12 protein-coding genes are annotated in these 18,185 nt (G+C 64.1%); 8 read left to right on the forward strand and 4 right to left on the reverse strand.

Features of this window, described 5'->3' with window-relative positions:
* Window positions 1-400 precede the first annotated feature (400 nt).
* The 3 genes from KA354_11015 to KA354_11025 all read left to right on the forward strand — a co-directional run bounded on the left by KA354_11015 (window position 401) and on the right by KA354_11025 (window position 6,962).
* The gene (locus KA354_11015; protein MBP7935166.1) at window positions 401-3,619 is read left to right on the forward strand and encodes a hypothetical protein; all 3,219 of its coding nucleotides are present in this window, start codon (window positions 401-403) and stop codon (window positions 3,617-3,619) included.
* 99 nt (window positions 3,620-3,718) lie between these two features.
* Window positions 3,719-5,254 (forward strand): hypothetical protein, encoded by a 1,536-nt coding sequence (locus tag KA354_11020; GenBank protein MBP7935167.1) that lies wholly within the window; start codon window positions 3,719-3,721, stop codon window positions 5,252-5,254.
* A gap of 241 nt (window positions 5,255-5,495) precedes the next feature.
* Window positions 5,496-6,962: a hypothetical protein gene (locus KA354_11025; GenBank protein ID MBP7935168.1), complete on the forward strand. Its 1,467-nt coding sequence runs from the start codon at window positions 5,496-5,498 to the stop codon at window positions 6,960-6,962.
* A gap of 120 nt (window positions 6,963-7,082) precedes the next feature.
* Here the strand turns inward: KA354_11025 and KA354_11030 are convergent, their stop codons facing one another.
* The 4 genes from KA354_11030 to KA354_11045 form a co-directional block, all read right to left on the reverse strand.
* Window positions 7,083-8,072 carry a hypothetical protein gene (locus KA354_11030; protein ID MBP7935169.1) on the reverse strand — a complete coding sequence of 330 codons (990 nt, stop codon included), beginning with the start codon at window positions 8,070-8,072 and terminating at the stop codon, window positions 7,083-7,085.
* A gap of 125 nt (window positions 8,073-8,197) precedes the next feature.
* Complete coding sequence (locus KA354_11035; GenBank protein MBP7935170.1) at window positions 8,198-9,799, reverse strand: phosphoglycerate dehydrogenase; 1,602 nt, start codon at window positions 9,797-9,799, stop codon at window positions 8,198-8,200.
* Between the two features lie 430 nt (window positions 9,800-10,229).
* Complete coding sequence (locus KA354_11040; protein ID MBP7935171.1) at window positions 10,230-11,633, reverse strand: SGNH/GDSL hydrolase family protein; 1,404 nt, start codon at window positions 11,631-11,633, stop codon at window positions 10,230-10,232.
* A 75-nt stretch (window positions 11,634-11,708) separates the two neighbouring features.
* A complete protein-coding gene (locus KA354_11045; GenBank protein MBP7935172.1) occupies window positions 11,709-12,338 on the reverse strand; it encodes a DUF47 domain-containing protein in 630 nt (209 codons plus the stop codon).
* Between the two features lie 418 nt (window positions 12,339-12,756).
* Here KA354_11045 and KA354_11050 point away from each other — a divergent pair, with 418 nt between their 5' ends.
* The 5 genes from KA354_11050 to KA354_11070 all read left to right on the forward strand — a co-directional run bounded on the left by KA354_11050 (window position 12,757) and on the right by KA354_11070 (window position 17,988).
* Window positions 12,757-14,082 carry a KamA family radical SAM protein gene (locus tag KA354_11050; GenBank protein MBP7935173.1) on the forward strand — a complete coding sequence of 442 codons (1,326 nt, stop codon included), beginning with the start codon at window positions 12,757-12,759 and terminating at the stop codon, window positions 14,080-14,082.
* A gap of 205 nt (window positions 14,083-14,287) precedes the next feature.
* Window positions 14,288-15,283, forward strand: coding sequence for a D-alanine--D-alanine ligase (locus tag KA354_11055; protein MBP7935174.1), 996 nt, complete (start codon window positions 14,288-14,290; stop codon window positions 15,281-15,283).
* Window positions 15,271-16,260 (forward strand): D-alanine--D-alanine ligase, encoded by a 990-nt coding sequence (locus KA354_11060; protein MBP7935175.1) that lies wholly within the window; start codon window positions 15,271-15,273, stop codon window positions 16,258-16,260. Before KA354_11055 ends, KA354_11060 begins: the two co-directional genes overlap by 13 nt.
* Before the next feature lie 2 nt (window positions 16,261-16,262).
* On the forward strand, window positions 16,263-16,748 hold the full coding sequence (locus tag KA354_11065; protein ID MBP7935176.1) for a GNAT family N-acetyltransferase: 486 nt from the start codon (window positions 16,263-16,265) through the stop codon (window positions 16,746-16,748).
* A 226-nt stretch (window positions 16,749-16,974) separates the two neighbouring features.
* A complete protein-coding gene (locus KA354_11070; GenBank protein ID MBP7935177.1) occupies window positions 16,975-17,988 on the forward strand; it encodes an NAD-dependent epimerase/dehydratase family protein in 1,014 nt (337 codons plus the stop codon).
* The last annotated feature ends 197 nt before the right edge of the window (window positions 17,989-18,185 follow it).

Here is an 18,185-nt window from a genome sequence, read left to right on the forward strand (position 1 = left end):
GCGACTGCTGCAACGTGGCGGACAAGCGGGCCCTGCCATTGGGGCTCCCGCTCTTTGGGCAGGTTGCGGAGCGGCACCGCCGTTCGTAGGCTTGGCTATGGACACGCTCCGCCAACAGACCGCCCGTGTCTCCGTCATTCGCGGCACCACATCATCGCGACCCAATAGCCACAACCTCGAAAGGGTTGCACAACGCTTCACACTCAGTCCCGCGTCTTGGGCCCCACTGGTGTCGAGCAGCCGCATCCAAAATGGACCCGTCCCGTCGGGTCCCGTTATTCGGGCCCAACCGATCGCGCCGACAGAGGATGGCTGAAAGCCGGCCTCTCTTTCTGCTTGTTCCTTCGGGCGGTCACCGGTATTCTGCCCCTGGTTGGTATTGCCCAGAGGAGGAGATCTCATGCACAAGCCAACGCTGGCCTGCGTTCTCGGGTTTTGGCTGGCAAGCCAGAGTTCCCTGCCCGGAGCGACCATTCAGAAGCGCTACTACGCCCACGAAGCCGTCGAGGATGCCAACGGCGTGATCGCCCCGTGGTACCGCGGGCAGAACGGGCAATGCGACTTTCGCGTGCGTGTGGCCGCCGAGACGCTGAAACGCTACCCGTGGACGGACGCGAGGAAGGCCCCGGCGGCGTTGCCCGAGTTTGTCTTCAGCGGGCGGTGGCAGATCAAGCCGGATGGGACCATCACCATTCCCGAGCTCAAGGACTGGGACAACGGCGACCTCGGGCAGCGGGCGTCGTACGTGCTCGGTGGGCTGGTCGACTACTATCGCTACACCGGTGACGGGGCCGCCATCGGGCTCATCACCTGCCAGGCGGACGCCCTGCTCGACTACGCCCTCACGCCGAAGGACCATCCCTGGCCGGAGTTCCCGATCACCGTGCCGGTCAAGGGCAAGCCTTACGGCCAGGCGGACGCGACGGGCTTCATTCAGCTCGACATCGCGGCCGAGATCGGCATCAGCCTGGTCCGGGCGGCTCAACTCACCGGCAACGAGCGGTACATGGCCGCAGCCAAGCACTGGGGCGATCTGCTGGCCGAGAAGCGGCTCCGCGAGCCGGGCATGAATCCGTGGCCGCGGTACGCGAACCCGGAGGACGTTCTCTGGGAGGACATTGCGACCGGTGGCGTGGCGTTCATTCTCGAGTTCTTCGATGTGCTGATCCGCGCCGGCTACACCGGCAAGGACAACAGCATCGTGCAGGCACGGGAGGCCGGCGTCGCCTATCTTCGTGATGTGCTTCTGCCGAACTGGCTCGGGCATGATACCTGGGGCCGCAACTACTGGGACTGGCCGTGCGACGTCCAGGTCGAGAACGTGACCGAGTTTGTTGCTCGCTACTTGATGGAGCACCCCGAGGAGTTCCCGAACTGGAAGACCGACGCCCGTAACGTCATGACGCTGTTCATCAACCGCACGTGTACGGCCACCGACTCGCGGGGCGACACGTACCACGGGGCGTGGGCGTATCCCGAGTCGTCCACCTGCTGCGGTCGGTCGCTGTGGTACGGGCCGATGGAGCTGGCGTTCGTGTACGGCATGTACGGTCAGCTTGCGGGCAGCGAGTGGGGACGCGAGATGTGTCGGCGTCAGATCCTCCTGGCCACGTACGACGGGCGGGAGACCGGCGTGGTCGAGGACAACCTGGACGGTGGAGCGATTGTGGCCGGCGATTGGTTCAAGATTGCCCAGCCGATGACGCTGAAGCACTGCCTAGCGGCGATGGCCTGGATGCCGGACGTGCTCGGGGCGAGCCGCGAGAACCACATCATGCGGAGCAGCAGTGTGGTGACCGAGGTTGCCTACGGCAGCGGCGTGGTCATGTACAAGACACACGACGCACCACCAGAGACCATCGACACGTTGCGGTTGGCCTTCAAGCCCGAAAACGTCCGTGTGGGACCTGCCTCCAGCACAAGGCCTCTGGCCTCGCGTGAGGATCTTGGAGAAAACGGTTACACCGTTCGACCGCTCCCCGACGGCGACTTCATCCTCGCCGTCCGCCACGACGGCGAACGGAATGTCTATATCAAAGGCAACGAGTCAGGGAAGGGGGTGCCGTTAGACGAGGAGACCAACGGATGGGAGAGATCGCAGTTTCTTCTGACCAGTAGCAGCGCGGGTGCGAGCCTCGTGATGCCGTTCACGGGTAATCAGATCCGGCTTGCTGGCAGCTTCGCTCCGGACGGCGGCCTCGCCGACGTCTACCTCGACGACGTGAAGCAGTTGGCAGGTATCGACTGCTGGGGGCCCAAGGGCCACTTCGGCCTGCTGTACTACCGTAACGGGCTGGTCAACGGCAAGCACACTCTGAAGATCGTAGCCACGGGCAGGGGCAATCCGAAATCCCGAGGAAGCCAAGTTGCCCTTCTTCCTTACTATGAGATATCCGAGGCTGTGCCAGGCACATCTGGCCCGAGTTTCGGCGAGGGTGGCGGGCCGACCGATGCCCAGCGATGGATCTTCGGATACCCCGGCCGTACGGACTATGTCGACTCGAAGGGCAACCCCTGGCGACCGGCGACCGAGTTCGTGGTCCGGTCGGGCAGCCATGTCGATCCGGTGGTCGCCAACTGGTGGACCAGCCGCACCCGGTTGACCGTCCGGGGCACGCCCGACCCCGAGCTGTACCGTTATGGCGTCCACGCCAAGGAGTTCTGGGCGGACTTCACCGTCGGACCGGGCACCTACCACGCCCGGCTCAAGTTCATGGAGACCCGGAACATCGAGCCGAAGTTGCGGGCGATCACGGTGCACATCAACGGCCAGGAGATGGTCGCCAACCTCGACCTGTGCGCCACGGCCGCGGGCGATACCCCCGCCCGCACCGTGGCCGACATGCACGCCGGGCTCAAGCCTCTGGCGTCCGGCCTGGTCAAGCCCGTAGACCTGGTCTTCAACAACCTCGCTCCGCTGAACGGGGTCATTTCGATCCGGTTCAGCAATACGCTGGGCGGCGAGGCGATGGTCCAGGCGATCGAGGTTGGCCCGGGTGACGGCGGGCAAGGCGCTAAGCCAATCACCCTGAAACTGACAGCAGCGGGCGAGCCGGCCTCGCCCGACGGTAACCTCTTATCCAACGGGAGCTTCGAGCAGGGCATGCCCGGCGATCTGGGCTCGATGGGCAAGACCGGCGGCGGCAGCGGCTGGCAGTATCTCTTCGCCGGCGCGAGTATGGCCTACATCTTCCCCGAGTCCGCCTACGCGATCCACCCTCAGTGGGGACTGCCCGTCCTCCACGGCGGCAAAGAGGCGATACGCACCCACACCCACGGGCGAGGGCATACCATCATCTGGCAGGATGTGGAGGTCAAGCCGGACACGAGGTACGCCGCGGCCGTCTGGGTTCGCGCGGACGATCTGCACGGCCAGGGTTTTGGTGCTGATCCTGGTGACTCGGCCGGGCTGTGGATCCAAGAGTTTGACGAGAGGGGTGTTTTGGTCGTGGACCATCCCAAGCAGGCGGTGGCCAAGCCGTGTGACTTCACCCGGCTGAATCGGAGCTTCACCACGAGCAAGACCACGGTGAGAGTGAGGTTTCTTCTGGACACCGTGATCGCGGCCTCCTACGAGCAGGGGCACGTGACATACGATGATTGTGCCCTCAGGATTTGACTTTCCTGAAACCTGTGCTCATGCTCGTTCGTCTATTGGGCAGGGGTGGTATGTTTGCGTGGTTTAGCGACCGCGGCCCTGTTTTGGAGGATGGCGCTCATGATGGCCTCCGCCCGTCTTCGACTCTCCCTCCTGGTTGCGTTCGCCTTGTTCTCGGCCGTGCCGATCGCGCTTGCTGTCCAGGAGAAGGCCCAGACCTTCAAGCTGGATCTGAAGAAGATCACCGAGAGTGGGCCGAGATACCTCGAGTACGGCAAGCTACCGACCGAGGAGGCTCTTCGGCGGTGGTGTTCCTCCCAGCACGTCTGGTCGGTGAAGGGCGCTCGGCGCGGGGGTGAGGAGGGCAAGACCTTTGAGTCGCTGGCCAAGAAGGAGCCGACCTACGCCAGTGAGTTCGCGATCAAGGGTGTCGTGAAGCTGGGTCAAGACTCCTATCCCTTCGCGTGCGATGCCGCCGATTTGAACAAGACGGGCTTCGAGAAGTTCTACTTCGATGCTAACCGCAACGGCGATCTGACCGACGATCCGGTGGTGACCGCCAAGAAAACCGACCTGGACGGGATTCGCTTTGGCGGTGATTACGTTCCCGAGCGGTCGTTCCCGCGGGTGGAAGTCAAGATTCGGGTCGGTGACGGCGAACTAGACTACGCCTTCTTCCTGACCGCCCAGGCGTACCAGACGTACATGCCGGGAGATGACGGCAAACCTGCGCAGACCTGGCAAGGTTACGCCCAGTTCAGCCCCGCCATCTACCGTGAGGGCGAGGTGACGCTTGACGGCAAGCGGCACAAGATCAGCCTGCTCGACTACAACAGCAATGGCTCATTTGACGATGTCACCGCCCTCTACGGCGACGAGGAGTTTCGCAAGCAGCGCAAGATCGCCTATGCGATGAACGGCGACATGCTCCTGGTTGACCCTGAGCCCAGGGCGGAGAGCATCGGATACGGATATGACGTCATCGATCGTCTCGAACGGCGTTATGTGTCCAAGCTGGTGTGGATCGACGGCCGCTACTGGGACCTGAGAGTTGCCCCGAGCGGCGAGACGATCACGCTGAGCCCCAGCGACCGGCCGACCGGGACGATCTCCAATCCCGCGGCGCGTTACCATGCCGTGGTCTACGGCGATCTCGGTTTCCTGGCGGTTCACGGGAGCAAGGACGACCCTGTGGTTTTGCCGGAGGGCGAGTGGAGACTGCTGGAGTACACGATCGACCTGACCGAGCGCAAGAAACCGGCGACGGTTCCGGCCGCCACCCAGGCCGCCAAGGCCAAGGCTTCCAAGTCACTGTTGGGGGCTCTGTTCGCGTCCATCACCGGCAGGAGTGGGCCGGGTCGCGGTCGTCCCGACTTCACCCTCGTGTCGGCCAACGCCCCTTGGGAGTTCAAGGCGGTCAAGGTCACCAGGAATCAGGCTTCGCCGATGCCGTTTGGCCCGCCCTACAAGCCGTTCGTCAGCGTCGGCTACTTCCCGGACAAGAACACGGCGAGCCTCCAAATGCAGCTGGTCGGCTTGGCGGGCGAGGAATGCAGCAACCTGATGGTGAAGGGGGAACGGCCCCCGACCCCGACGTTCTCCATCGCCACAACGGGCGGCGAGATCATCGAACGTGGCAAGTTCGAGTATGGTTGAGGCTTCACCTGCGGGTACTCGTGGCGAGTACCATCGAAGCTGGCGGATGAGTATCGCGTCTACGTTCAGATGAAGACCGGCCCGTTCGAGGTGGATCGAAAGGCCTTCAGCGTCCTCAGGGCGGCCGAGCTGGTACAGAAGTAGATGGTCGGGTGACGAGGTGTGGGAGACCCTCCCATACCTCGTTTCCGTTTGTACGTGTCCTTGTTCCGCCCGACGGCTTGCAGCCGGGAGGGTCTCCATGTCATCTCTTCCCCTTGCTCATCATGGACGATTGGCCGCTGCGATCATGATCCTCTGCGGCTGGGCCTTGCCGGTGGTCGCCCAAGCCACCTCGGCCACTAAGCCCACCGATACCTCGCCGGCTCGTGATGAGATGCGGGTTGACAGCATCGAAGGCATGCCCGTCTCGCTTCAGCCCGCCAAGGACCGGGTGTTGCTCGTCGTGCTTTTGGACACCCGCGACGCGAAGTCGGACGAAACGGCCAAGGCGGCGGTCACTCTCTACCGCCGTTTCCACGCCCACGGCCTGGATGCCGTCGGTGTGTATGCCGACAAGTCCGAAGACCCGGTCTTCACTTTCAGCGAACGATGGCAGCTGCCCTGGCCGCAGGTCATGGACAAGGCCGGCGACCAGCCCAAGCCCTCCGAGCGGCTCCATCTGGACAAGCCCCCTTCCTGTCGCTTGATCTCAGCGCGGGGCAAGCCCGTACCCCTGAAACTCGAGGATGAGAGCGGCACGCATGCGGCTGTGGCCGAGCTCCTGGGTGTTTCTCTCGAGCGCGCTCCCATGCCCGAGAGAGTGGTTGCCAAGGTCATCAAGGATCCGCAGCAGGCGGCCAATCCCCTGGCGATGCTCATGGCCTTTGGGGCGGAGACGGATGTCAGCAAGAATCCGGAGAAGGCCGCCGATCAGATTGTCAAGACGCTCGCCGAGGACGGGGGCACGCAAATCGGCTCGTTGATCGTGGAGTGGCTCTACCCGGCCGCGGACGGGGAGATTGCCGACGTCATCAAGGCGACGATGGCCAAGCTGCCGCCCAGAGATCAGGTTCGCCTGGCCTCGGGTGTCATGCAGCGAGCCCCGGACGGCATCGAGTGCATCCTGCCCTACGTGGCCAAGCTGGACTACGGTGATTCGGTAATTGCGAAGATGTCCCGGTGGGATCGGAGCCAGTGCGGGCGAGCCCTGGTCCTGGCCGGCGAGCTGGTCAAGGGCCGCAAGGTGCTCAGGACCATCGCGGAGCAGTCGGATAGCCAGGAAACGGCCTGGTGGTACGTCGTGGGGTGGGCGGACCTGCTTGACGGCCAGGCGGACTTGGCCAAGGAAGCGCTCCGTAAAGCCTACCGCGAGGATGGCGACTACAACGGCACGGCCGCCAAGGTGTCGGGCGATGTGGCCGCCTTCTTGCTGGGGAAGATCGACGAAGCGACCTTACTGAGGGCTCAGCCCAAGAAGCTGGCCCGCTTCTTCATCGCCGAGCGGTACGTGCTGTGTGGCGATCGTGACAAGGCCAGGCAGGATTATCGACGTTGCGTCAGGCTCTACAGTGACCCGCGTGATCCATCTCCCTGCAACTGGGCCAACCTGCGGCTCAAGCAGCTCGACGACAAGCTTCCTGGTTTGCCGAAGGCGCTCCCGCCCGAAGGGCGACTCTGGATGAAACCGGGCGAGTCGGCGGCCACGCAGTCCGGGCCGGCCCGCTGAATGCCCCGGCCCTGCTCTCGTCGGTGGAAATCGAGTTGTTCCTATCAGCTCTGACAGAGGAGCTGATCGATGGTCCCGGGTTGTTCGTCACGTCATGATGGGTCCTTCATCGGCGGTCATTCATCGTGATTGGGTCGAGGTGGGGGTGGTCTCGTCCGCCGTCCACACCAGCCGGGCCACCTGAATTCCCTGCACATCCGGCAACAGGGCTGCGATGAAGTACTCGTCCCGGTCTTGGATGATCTCGGGAGCGGCCACGGGCAGCAGGCCGATGAAGTGGTCATCGTTGTCCACGCCGAAATCCAGAGGATCGAGCGAGCGATAGACGCAGGTGGTCGGCGGATCGTTGTAGCGCTGGGTGCGGAACAGGTAGTACCGGCCGGCGAAGGGGATGACCTGCGGGCACTCCGCCGAGCACATTCCCGTCCCCGCCAGTCCCCCTCGAGCCACCAGCTTCGACTCGCTCCAACGCCGCAGATCGGTAGATGTTCGCACGAAGACCGAGCCCACACCCTGGGGATGGGCGGTGTAGTAACAGTGCCATCGAGTGCCGATCCGGACCACCATCGGGTCGCGCGTGTTGGTGCCCGGCCCTTGCGTGAACAGGCCCGAGCGACCGTTGTTGTCCAGCGAGCGCTCGAAAGACTTGCCGTCCTTGCTTCGTTGCAGGCAGATGTGCTCCCAGTCGCCGTAGAACATGTGGTAGAGGCGGTCGATACGGAGCACATAAGGAGCCTGGAGTCCGCCGGCGGTTTCGCCAAAGCGGGGATCGGCCTGCATCGCGATCCCCATCGGTTTCCAGTCGGGGGTTGTCAGGCTTGGCCCTTCCCAGCGATGCAGGAGCCGCCCGGTCCCGCCGCACCGGGTGTTGCGGATGCAGGACCACAGCTGCCACGTGCCGTCGGCGGCCTGCCAGACGGAGAAGTCCACCGGTTCCTGCCGGGCGTTGGGCCGGTTGGCGGGCGGACCGTTCAAGGGTCCCAGATCAGGGACGCGAGCGATCGTCCACCATGGGCCGATGATGCGGGGCATCAGGGGGCGATTGGCCGGCAGGACCGAGCACCCCAGGAGCCCGGCGAGCAATCCCGTGAGTAGTCCCAGTCGTCGCACGTGGCGCTCCTTGCGTCACCTTGGAGCCTGTCCTTGCAGCACACGGGGGCAAGCTTCGAGCCTGCCATTGGGCCGGCAGGAAGGCGGTCGCGCCCCTGGCGGGACGGATTCCTGCGAGCGATGCCCTACGAGTCGATCGCCGGGAGTGTGACCGGCAACACCCGGATGATCTGGGGCTTGCTCGACTCCAAGGCCCGCAGGGCAGCCGGACTCATCGGGGCATCGAGCTTCAGCACCATGAGGGCCGTGCCCTTTCGCCGCGAGAGCATCATGTCGGCGATGTTGATCTTCTGGTTACCGAAGATCGTGCCGACCAGGCCGATCACGCCTGGCTCGTCGTTATTGAAGATCAGGAGCATCTCGCCTTCCGGGACGAGGTTCATCGAGTAGCCGTCGATGGACATGATGCGCGGCTGGCCGTCCAGGAAGATCTGCCCGTTGACTTCATGGGTGGTCTCGCGCGTCTTGACCCGGACGGTGACGCTGTCGGTAACGGCGCTGGCCGACAGGTCGGAGGTTCGTTCGACCTGGATGCCCCGTTCTTTGGCGAATGCGTCCACGTTGATCACGTTCAGCCGGGCGGTGAAATGCGGGTTGAGCATGTCCGCGAGAATCTGCTTCTGCAGCGTGCTGAGCAGGGGTGCGATCTTCTCGCCGTGGGTGGTGACCTGCACTGACTCGATGATACCCGTGCCGACGTGGGAGAGGATCGCTCCGATGCGGCGGGCGAGGTCAAGGTACGCCTTGTCCATCTCGGTCAGTTCAGCCGGCAGGCCGGCCACATTCACCGCCCAGCGGATCTTGTCGTTGACCAGGTAGTCCAGCAGGGCGTCCACCGCATCCAGGGTGACGGCCAGCTGAGCCTCCTCGGTCGAGGCGCCCAGATGTGGGGTCAGCACGATGTTCGGGGCGGTCAGCAGAGGATTGTCCGGGGCCGGCGGTTCGGTGGAGTAGACATCGACGGCCGCCCCGGCGACCTTCCCGGTAATGAGGGCCTGGGTCAGGTCGGCCTCGTTGATCACGCCGCCCCGGGAGCTGTTGATGATTCGCACGCCGCTCTTCATCTTGGCAATGCTGTCCTTGTTGATCATCTGCTTGGTGTCATCGCTGAGTTTGGTGTGCAGGGTGATGTAGTCGGCCTGGGCAAACACATCGTCCCGGCTCCCGCACAGGGTGACCTGGCCGTCGAGTGTGCTCTGGCCCGAGTAGAAGGGATCGTAGGCGACGACGCGCATGTCGAAGGCGAGGGCCCGTTGAGCCACGGCCCGCCCGACCCGGCCGAGGCCGATGATTCCCAGTGTTTTTCCCGCCAGTTGCACGCCGACGAACTTGTTGCGCTTCCACTCCTTGGCTCGGACGTGAGTGTCGGCCGCGGGGATGTGCCGGGACATGGCCAGCATGAGGGCCATGGTCTGCTCGGCCGTGCTCAGGGTGTTGGCGTCCGGCGTGTTCATGACCAGGATGCCGGCCTTGGTGGCCGCGGCCAGATCGACGTTATCCACGCCGACCCCGGCCCGGGCGATGACCCGGAGCTTACCCGGGTTGGCCAGGACCTTGGCCGTGATCTTCACCCCGGAGCGGATGATCATGCCGTCGTAGTTGCCGACCAGGGTGGCCAATTGGTCCTCGTTCTGCCCCGGCTTCTCGTCGACCTCGACGCCGGGCATGGCCTTGATTTTGTTAAGCCCCTCCTCCGCCAACGGGTCTGCTGCCAGGATCCTGATCATCACTTGATCCGCCTATGTATGTGCCGAAAGAGACACGCGAACATCGCCCGGGGCCATTGGGTCCCGGGGTGCGTATTGTAACCCAAGGGAGGGTGATTTCACGCTCTGAGTTGCCGAAAGCGAGATGGCCGGCGGGTCCGAGGACCGATCGAGGATCCGCTGCTCGGGGAGAAGGGCGAGGTGGCGGCGGACCAGTTCGGCGGCGACGGTCGCGGTCCGGGGGCTCGGCTGGGGACGAATGCCGCTTTCCGGATTGAGGTCCTTTCTCGGCGGCGGGGGATGGCCGGCAGACGGCGTCTGGGTGGTGGCGGCGCGGGCGTCGGCGGGGCTCAGCAGGGCTGCTTTCTTGTTCGACCAGAGAACAGCCGGCCTGGGCAGGGGGGTGAAGAGGTGCTCCAGTCCGGCCGGGGCACGGTTCGCGTCCTGGCTTTCAACGGAAGCACTTGATCATCTCTTCCGCGAAGAGGCGATGCCCACGGTCGTCGGGATGGTTGAGCGTGTTGACCAGCAGGGTCGGATACGGCACGCCCTCCTTCCACAGGTGAGCCCATCGGGCGCTGGCGTCGGCCACCGCCAGGTTGTGCTTCTCCGCGAAGCGGTAGAGAGCCTGGACGTAACCGCGGTTCTCATCCTCCCGGAGGGACCTGAAGCCCATCCAGTGGGCGGCGGTGAAGTGCGGCGTGATCAGGACAAGCTCCGTGCCGAACGGCCTGACCCGCTTCAGGATCTCGTTGTAGGTTTGCTCGACGGCGGCTTCGTCCATGGAGGCGTCGTTGACGAACTCCATGGTCAGCACGTCGGGCTTGAGAGCGATGATCCGCTCGAAGGTCACCTCGTCCGCGGGGCAGGCGCCCGGGTTTCTGAACCACTCGTCGGTGAAGGGCTCCATGCGAAGCCATTGCCGGGAGGTGGTGCCGCCGTAGCTGATGTTGACCACGTTGACGGGCAGGCAGGGATTGGGCAGGCCGTCGATCAGCATTCGCCGGAATTGCTCGACGTAGCGCATCGAGCCGCGACTCACGTCGCCGCCGGTGGTGACCGAGTCGCCCCAACAGACGATGGTCAGCGGCTTGCCCGCCTTGATCTTCTGAAGGGCCTTGGGGAGCCGGCCGGGAGCGCTCCTGGTCACGGCCAGGTCGGGAGCTTCGAGCAGCGGGAAGAGGTGCTCGTCGGTCAGTTCCTGGGCGTGATAGGGACGGTAGACGTTGAATAGCCGCTGACCCGACCAGGCCGGCTCGGGGGGGACCGGTACGGAGATATCCGGCCGGCCACGGATCAGCGATGGTCGTCCCAAGGTATCGATGAAGACCGAGTCGATCCGACGGAGGCTGCATCGGTAGGAGGCGAAGACTGTGTCGTTCGGTGACACCCGCGACTCCGGGCCGATGCCAACCATGCCGAACTCGGTGCCGACCAGGTAGTCCTTGCCCTCGGTCAGCGGTTCGCCCCCCGGCGACTTGCGAATGACCAGGGATCCCGGTGCCAGGGAGCCGGACGCATTGACGCCGGCTGTTCGAACGCCGCGCAAAGGGGTACCCGCCGCCCACGCGTTTGGCCTGTCGGGCGATAACTTGAGCGGCTCGTTCTCGACGGCGACCAGGTCCGCCGGTTCGATCGCCAGGGAGGCCGCCTGCTCGATGCGGAGTTCCCGGCCCGCGATGCGGTAGACGCCCGGTCTGACCATCAGCGTGGTCCCTTGGATGGCAATGTGGGCCAGAAACTGACGGTTGGCGGCCTGGGCCTCGGGCCTCGCCGGAAGGGAAGCCGCTTGCTCGGCGAGGGTCCATGGGGCGGCGAAGAGAAACGGAGCCAAGAGAACCGCGAGACGATGCATGAGTCACCTCTTGTCCGGGGCCGTCGAATCGGGCGACCCCCATCCGCGGAGGGGGTGCGCGAGGCGCAGGGCCGGTCACATGTTCTTCAGGATGACGCGTTCGATGGTATTCGCCGCGTCCTCACAACCGTCAATGGCGGCCTCGGTCAGGTCGTAAAGCTCCTTCAGTTTCATGACCTCGAGGGGGTTCATGGGAGGGTCGCTGGTGAACAGGGCGGCCAGGGCCTCGTGATTCGTGTCGTCGCCGACGTTCTCGAGGTGGTGGATCTCCAGGAGATGATTCCGGATCTCCTCGGGCCGTCTCATCTGGCGGAGACGGGTCATCGCCTGGCGGATGTGGACACAGGCCTTCAGCAGGACGTCCGACTGCTTGACGATGGCATCCGGTGGCCGGGCGATCTTGAAAAGCAGCATCCTCTGGGCTGCGGCGTCGATGGCGTCGATGATGTTGTCGATCTGGTTGACGAGGGCCTGGATGTCCTCTCGGTCAAACGGGGTGATGAAGGTCGTGTCGAGCTTGAGGAAGGTGCGTCGGGCCACGCTGTCGCCGTCGTGTTCGATCTGGCGGATCTCGTTGAGATGGTCCTTGGCCCGGCCGTAGTCCGCGACCAGTTCCTTGAACGCTCTGGCGGCGCGCTCCAGCGTGGCAGCGCCCTCGTCGAAGAGTTCGTAGAAACCGGTATCCCGGGGAAACAGGCCGAACATCAGCAGGACCTCCCACGCCAACCGAGGGTTCAGGGGATGGTGAGGCTACTGTCGTGCCCGCGGCCTGTCAATCGGTTCGTGCCCCGGTGGTTGCCCCCGGTGGGTTCGTTTTCGATGCCCGGCGACGACGGATGGGTAGGCTGATTGCTCCGGGGAGCTGGCAATTCGACACGTGTCGATGCATGAGGCTCGCGCGGCGAAGAACGACCGGGCTCATCCACAGATTCTGCACATTTTTATCCACCGTTTCTCAACATTTCTCTTGACTTTTGTCGATCCTGAGCTAATTCTCATAATCTAGAAGGAAACGCGGGTTTGGCGTGGCCGCGTCGCGTGATTGGTTGCAGTTCTCCGTATGTTTCGGAGAGACTCGGCCCCGACCCGTACGAGGTACCTTGGTCCAATGGACGAGCAGTCTATGGGCTCCGACTCGGAGCCCGACGGTGAACGCCGCGGATCTGTCAGCCTACCTGTACTAGACATCAATCCTAATCCTGTCGCGATTGATCCGCCGCTCCTCACAGGGGGGGGTGACATCACCAGGCGGAGGTCGCGGACTCGGGGTGAACAGGCTCCCCGGGGCACAACAACCCTTCCCCCTATTGGTTCTCGCACCAATGCGTTCTGTCGGCGGTTCTTTCCGGACGCCACAGCTGCCGACTGGAACGATTGGCAATGGCAGCTTCGGAATCGTCTTCGCGATCTGGCCGGCCTGGAGCGTGTCTTCAGGCTCTCCGATGACGAGCGCGAGACGGTCCTTCGCCTCGGCGGGCGACTGCCGGTCGGCATCACGCCCTACTATGCGTCGCACATGGGGCATGATGATTCCAGCCATCCGACCCGGCGAGCCATGATACCCGTGTCCGGGGAGTTCGCCCGGACGGTGGGTGAGGCCGATGATCCACTGGGCGAGGACGGCCACAGCCCGGTGCCCGGTTTGGTTCACCGCTATCCCGACCGGGTTCTGTTCCTGGTGACGAATTTCTGTGCTACCTACTGCCGGTACTGCACCCGGGCGCGCATGGTTGGGCATTCCGGCGAGTACCACTTCAACTACAAGCAGTATCAGAGGGCGGTCGACTACATCGGTGCCCACCCTGAGATCCGGGATGTCCTGTTGTCCGGCGGTGACCCGTTGACCATGAGCGACGATCGGTTGGAGTGGATCCTGTCGAAGCTGCAGGCCATTCCCCACGTCGAGTTCATCCGGATCGGGACGAAGGTGCCGGTCGTCCTGCCTCAACGGATCACGCCGGCCCTGACCCGGATGCTCCGGCGGTATCACCCGCTGTGGATGAGCATTCATTTCATGCACCCGGTGGAGATCACGCCGGAAGTGGGGCGGGCATGTGGACGACTGGCCGATGCCGGCATTCCCCTGGGTAGCCAGACGGTGTTGCTTCGCGGGATCAACGACAAGGTCGAGACCATGAAGCAGCTTGTTCACGGGCTGCTGAGGATCCGTGTTCGGCCGTACTACCTGTACCAGTGCGATCCGATTTCGGGCTCGAGCCACTTCCGAACCTCGGTCGAGAAGGGGCTGGAGATGATCAGCGGCCTCCGAGGGCATACGACCGGCTACGCCGTGCCCAATTTCGTCATCGACGCCCCTGGCGGCGGCGGCAAGATTCCGCTGATTCCTGAGCCGATGGTCGGGCGTGACGGCGATTTCGTCCTGCTTCGCAACTACGAGGGCAGGATCTTCCGCTACCCGGATCCCCTTCCGGAGAACCGGGGCCGCTAACACTCGTGGAAGGGATTCAAGCCCCGCCCGGCGGGGACGGCGACGTCGAGCCCCGTGTCTGGGGTGGTGCGGAATGTGTGCGCCTTGGGCGGACCTGTGGTCGGGATCGGGCCATCCTGCTCGCCGAGGTTGATACTCAACGCATCAGCAGACACACCGAAAGACCTGGGGGTGTACACGGAGTTTTGACTTGGCAAAGCCTGCGATGAACGTGGGACTGACCTACGACTTGCGAGCTGATTACCTGGCGGCCGGCTACGGCGAAGAAGAGACCGCGGAGTTTGACCGGCCGGACACGATCGATGCTCTGGCCGAGGCGCTTTCCCAGCTTGGGCACCAGCCCGACAGGATCGGCAACATTCGCAGCCTGACCGCGCGACTCGCCCAAGGCGACCGCTGGGACATGGTTTTCAACATCGCGGAGGGTCTTCGCGGATACGGCCGGGAGGCTCAGGTGCCGGCCCTGCTGGAGGCGTTTGACATTCCGTACACGTTCAGCGATCCACTGGTGCTGGCCCTCTCTCTCCATAAGGGGCTCACCAAGCGGGTTCTGCGTGATCTGGGAGTGAGCACGACGGACTTCAGGCTGGTTGAACAGGAGGCGGATGTAGCCGGGGTTGACCTGCCGTTCCCGCTGTTTGTGAAGCCGGTTGCGGAGGGTACGGCCAAGGGCATCACCCCGCGATCTCGGGTGACGTCACGATCCGAGTTGGAGCGGGAGTGCGTGCGCATCCTGAAGGCGTGTCGGCAGCCCGTCCTGGTCGAACCGTTTCTGGGTGGACGCGAGTTCACTGTGGGCATTACCGGCACCGGTAACGACGCTGCAGCCATCGGGACCCTCGAGGTCATTTTGAACAAGAACGCCGAGGCCAACGCATACACCTATGTCAACAAGGAGCAGTGCGAGGAGCGGGTTGAATACCCCCTCGCGGATGCCGCGTCGGCGAGGGTGGCGGAGGAGCTTGCCTTGGCGACCTGGAGGAGCTTGGATTGCCGGGACGGGGGGCGGGTGGACTTGCGGGCGGATGAGAACGGGCGCATGTTCGTCATGGAAGTCAATCCGCTGCCCGGCCTGCACCCCGAGCATTCCGACCTACCCATCCTGGCCACGGCGGTCGGTATCCCCTATGTCGAGTTGATCGGTCGGATCGTGGCATCGGCGCGGAAACGCCAGGGGACGTCGGCTGCATGCAAGTCCTGATCCTCCACGACGACGTACCCGCCGACGCGCCTTTGGACGAGCTGGACAACCTGGTTCAGGCTGAGGCGATCAGTGCCGCCCTGGTACAACTAGGCCACCAGACGCGTCGGCTGCCTTTCACCCTCGATCTGAAGCTCGTCGAGCAAGCGATCCGCCAAGCCAAGCCGGATCTGGTCTTCAACCTGGTTGAGACGGCCGGAGGAACAGGGCGGCTGACCTACCTGGCTCCGGCATTGCTCGACGGGCTGGGCATCGCGTACACCGGAGCGGGGACGGATGCCATGTTCTCCACATCGAGCAAAGTTCTCAGTAAGAAGATTCTGGAGGGGCATGGCATTCCGACGCCGGCATGGTTCACCCCCGAGACACTGCTGGAGCGGAGCGAGCCCCTGAGCGGCTCGTTCATCATCAAGTCGGTATGGGAAGACGCCTCCATCGGAATCGACGACGGTTCGATCATGACTCCCGCAAGCCCGGCCGCACTGCGTCAGGAGATGGTGGGGCGTCTGGGTCGGCTCGGCGGCGAGGCCTTCGCGGAGAGCTACATTGACGGTCGGGAGTTCAACCTGTCGCTGTTGGGCCGAGGCGGCGAGGTCGATGTTCTGCCGCCGGCCGAGATCCACTTTGTGGACTTTGCCCCGGGCAAGCCTCGGATCGTGAATTACCAGGCCAAGTGGGACGAGCGATCACATGAGTTTCACCATACGCCCCGGTGTTTCGAGTTTCCGGCATCAGACCGTGGCCTGTTGGGAGAACTGGCAGGCTTGGCCCGGCAGTGTTGGGTGGTCTTTGGGTTGACCGGGTACGCCCGGGTGGACTTCCGGGTCGACCGAGTTGGCAACCCTTGGGTCCTGGAGTTGAACTCCAACCCTTGTCTGTCGCCGGACGCGGGGTTCATCGCGGCGGCCGACCGTGCGGGCCTGGGCTTTGTTGGTGCGATTCAGCGGATTGTGGAGGAAGGAGTCGGCCGGCATTGAGCATGGAGACACTGGTGTTTCGTGAAGACGTGCGCGAATCCGACATCGCTGTCGTTCGCGAGATCGTGATGGCCACCAAGATGTTCTACCAGCACGAGGCAGACGTGGCCGCCGAACTGGTCGAGGAGCGTCTTCGCCGCGGCCCGGCGAGCGGGTACTTCTTCGTGTTTGCCGAACTGGCCGGAGAAGTCGCCGGTTACTCCTGCTATGGCCCCATCGCCTGCACCGCGCACAGCTATGACCTGTTCTGGATCGCCGTACGTCCCGACTGCCAAGGCCATGGGCTGGGCAGGAGGCTCTTGGGGCTCTCCGAACGGCGGATCGTGGAAGCCGGCGGCCGACGAATCTACGTCGAGACCTCCGGACGACCGCTGTACCATTCCACGCGAGCATTCTATGAACACTGTGCGTACATCCGGGAAGCGACGCTCAAGGACTTCTACGCCATCGGAGATGACAAGGCCGTCTACGTGAAAGTTGTTGGATAGGCGGTTCATGACCATCTGGCGATGGGTATCCGGCCGACCAGCCCGGGGCGCGGTTCCGTCTCCAGGCTGCGATCTTCCCGTATCTCACTCCACCGGCGTCACCGGGCAGGGCGTGAGCTCGCCGGGCGGCACGCCGGGGCACCTGCGGTTCGGATCCCCGCGGCTTTCTTGACGCTCCGGAGCCAGCCACGTACCCTACCTCCCTCAAGAAAGGGGACCATTGGTCATGAATTTCGTGACAGGGGCTACAGGTCTGCTGGGAAGCCATATCGTCGAGCAGCTGCGTCTGCGTGGGCAGCCGGTGCGGGTCCTCGTCCGCCGGGGCAGCGATGTGGCGTGGCTCAAGACCCAGGGGGTCGAGTTCGTCGAGGGTGATCTCTGTGACCCCCAGGTTCTCAAAAAAGCCATTGATGGGGTCAGAATTGTCTACCATGCGGCCGCCAGGGTAGGCGACTGGGGCCCCTGGGAGGACTTCGTCCGGGTGACCATCGAGGGGACCCGCAGTCTGGCCGCGGTCGCCATCGCCTCCGGCTGCGAACGGTTCCTGCACATCAGCTCGATCAGTGCCTATGGCCATCCGAACGGCGAGGGTCTGGTGTTCGACGAGACCGCCCCGCTGGGAGAGAATCTGCATAAGTGGAGCTACTACAGCCGGGCCAAGGTGGAAGCCGAGAAGATGCTCTGGGCCCTGCACGCGGCCGGCAAACTGAAGCTGACCGTGATCCGCCCGAGTTGGCTTTACGGCCCTCGCGATCGGGCCACGATCTTCCGGCTGTCGCGCATGCTCCGGGAGGGCAAGGCCAAAATCCTCGGTGATGGTGAGAATCGGCTCAACGTGGTCTACGCCGGCAACGTGGCGGAGTGTTCCATCCTGGCAGCCGAGTCGCCGAGGGCGCTGGGCCAGGCCTACAACGCCTGCAGCGACGGTGAGATGCGGCAGAAGCAATGGATGAATGCTCTGGCAGCCGCACTGGGTGCTCCGCCCGTCACCCGCCATGTTCCCTACGCCGTGGCCTACAACGTGGCCTTCATGCTGGAGTGTATCTGGCACCTGTTCGGCATCAAGAAGCCACCGATGATCACGCGTTACGCCGTGTGGCTCATGGGTCGGCGGTGTTACTTCAGTGCTGAGAAGGCTCGCCAAGACCTGGGCTGGAAATCCACGGTGTCCTACGAGGAAGGCGTGAAGAGGACCATCGCCTGGCTGCATGAGGAGGAGGCTCGCCAAGGCCGCCGATAGGGGCGGAGGGTGTGATTCGCCTTCGACGGCCCGTTCCGGGGACGGCGATTTCGCCTGTCTCCGGCTCGATCCGATGCCGATGCCGGGCCAGCCGGCGGCGCGGTTGCTGCCGATCGTGACCGCGAGGGGGGTGTCATTCGCCGGACGGGGCCGGTTTTTTGGCCTCGAGTCGCCGGCGGCCGGCTCATCGCCGGAGG

Source organism: Phycisphaerae bacterium (genome assembly GCA_018003015.1).
In the GTDB taxonomy this organism is placed as follows: Bacteria; Planctomycetota; Phycisphaerae; order UBA1845; family PWPN01; genus JAGNEZ01.

Coding starts and splice junctions, on each gene's coding strand:
- KA354_11060 (MBP7935175.1), top strand. CDS start 15,271: ATGCAAGTCCTGATCCTCCACGACGACGTACCCGCCGACGCGCCTTTG.
- KA354_11040 (MBP7935171.1), bottom strand. CDS start 11,633: ATGCATCGTCTCGCGGTTCTCTTGGCTCCGTTTCTCTTCGCCGCCCCA.
- KA354_11025 (MBP7935168.1), top strand. CDS start 5,496: ATGTCATCTCTTCCCCTTGCTCATCATGGACGATTGGCCGCTGCGATC.
- KA354_11020 (MBP7935167.1), top strand. CDS start 3,719: ATGATGGCCTCCGCCCGTCTTCGACTCTCCCTCCTGGTTGCGTTCGCC.
- KA354_11015 (MBP7935166.1), top strand. CDS start 401: ATGCACAAGCCAACGCTGGCCTGCGTTCTCGGGTTTTGGCTGGCAAGC.
- KA354_11050 (MBP7935173.1), top strand. CDS start 12,757: ATGGGCTCCGACTCGGAGCCCGACGGTGAACGCCGCGGATCTGTCAGC.
- KA354_11055 (MBP7935174.1), top strand. CDS start 14,288: ATGAACGTGGGACTGACCTACGACTTGCGAGCTGATTACCTGGCGGCC.
- KA354_11035 (MBP7935170.1), bottom strand. CDS start 9,799: ATGATCAGGATCCTGGCAGCAGACCCGTTGGCGGAGGAGGGGCTTAAC.
- KA354_11070 (MBP7935177.1), top strand. CDS start 16,975: ATGAATTTCGTGACAGGGGCTACAGGTCTGCTGGGAAGCCATATCGTC.
- KA354_11065 (MBP7935176.1), top strand. CDS start 16,263: ATGGAGACACTGGTGTTTCGTGAAGACGTGCGCGAATCCGACATCGCT.
- KA354_11045 (MBP7935172.1), bottom strand. CDS start 12,338: ATGTTCGGCCTGTTTCCCCGGGATACCGGTTTCTACGAACTCTTCGAC.